At 47.4% G+C, this 1,351-nt stretch carries 2 protein-coding genes; both read right to left on the reverse strand.

The annotated features are described in order from the left end of the window. Positions 1-163: 163 nt before the first annotated feature. Positions 164-439: a sulfurtransferase TusA family protein gene (locus F6K49_RS49580; protein ID WP_293059785.1), complete on the reverse strand. Its 276-nt coding sequence runs from the start codon at positions 437-439 to the stop codon at positions 164-166. Further along, positions 436-1,351, reverse strand: a 916-nt coding sequence (gene dnaJ / locus F6K49_RS49585; RefSeq protein ID WP_293110152.1) for a molecular chaperone DnaJ, incomplete at its 5' end; no start/stop codon positions are given. The genes F6K49_RS49580 and dnaJ, both read right to left, overlap by 4 nt.

A 1,351-nucleotide genomic window follows, 5' to 3' on the forward strand; every position in this document is an offset into this window, starting at 1 on the left:
TGAAGGTTGTAGGTTATTTGCTTGAAGGTTATCTTCACAACCTACAACCTCCAACTTGTCAACCTTCAACTGATCTAAACGCACCTGATAGAAATTTGCCTGAACCGCCAGCACGGTACCCAGCCAACGGGTTGACAAGTTTGACGAATTAGTGTATTCTAATTCAATCATGAAGATGCTGGTGTGGACGACGCACCTTCAGAGCAAAATAGCGATCGCGTTCTTCAACACCCTCTATGGGGTAACCCTCCATAGTCAGACTATCAGGAACCTGTTCAATGGGTTCTCCTGGGTCGAGCCACACTTCTAATAGGGCACCTGGAGCCATTTTTTCTAGATAGAGTTTAGTGCGAACAAAGTTAATCGGGCAAGGGGTACCCCGCAGATCCAGTTGATCATCAGGTAATGAACTCATCTGCGAGGAGGCTAGTCCACTCATGAGCCAAACAACCCTCCCAAGAATCCTTCGATACCACCTTTACCAGTGCGCTCACCCTTAATTTTCGCTAGCTTCTCTAGCAATTCCCTTTCCTCAGGGCTAATCCGAGTGGGGATATCTATCAAAATCGTGATTAGGTGATCGCCCCGACTGACTGGGTTGCCCAATTTTGGGACACCGTGATTCTCTAAAGTTAATACAGTATTGGGTTGAGTACCGGGTGGAATAGTTAATTCCACTGGACCGTCTACTGTCTCTGCTTCGATAATACAGCCTAAAATTGCTTGTAAATAGCTAATTTTCATTTCAGACAGAATGTTAATGCCATCCCGCTGAAACTGGCTGTCTTCGTTTACAAATAGATAAACGTATAGGTCTCCTGGTGGACCAGCACGTAATCCAGCATCCCCTTCTTTAGAAACCCGTAGCCTGGTGCCATTATCCACCCCTGCTGGAATGGTGATTTTCAGTTTTTTGGTTTCTTGTTTACGACCAGCACCACCACAGGCTTCACACTTATCCTCAATGATTTGACCTTCACCGTTACAGGTAGGACAGACTGAGACTTGGGTGAAACTACCAAAAGGGGTACGAGTAGCACGCCGTACTTGACCTGTACCGTTACAGGTTGGGCAAGTGCGGGCTCGAGTTCCTGGCTTTGCCCCTGTGCTGTTACAGACTTTACAAGTTTCTAGGTGAGGAATGCGGATTTCCTTTTCACCACCGAATATAGCTTCCTTGAAAGCCAGCTTCAAGTCTAGTCGCAGGTCGTCACCACGCACCGGGCCACTACGCCTACGACCAGTTTGCTGACCCATACCACCAGCAAAGCCGCTGAAGAAGCTTTCAAAAATATCAGCAAAGCCCATATCCCCAAAATCTGAGTAGGCTGCTCCCGCACCTGAGGAAACA

The sequence above is a fragment of the Moorena sp. SIO3I6 genome, from assembly GCF_010672095.1.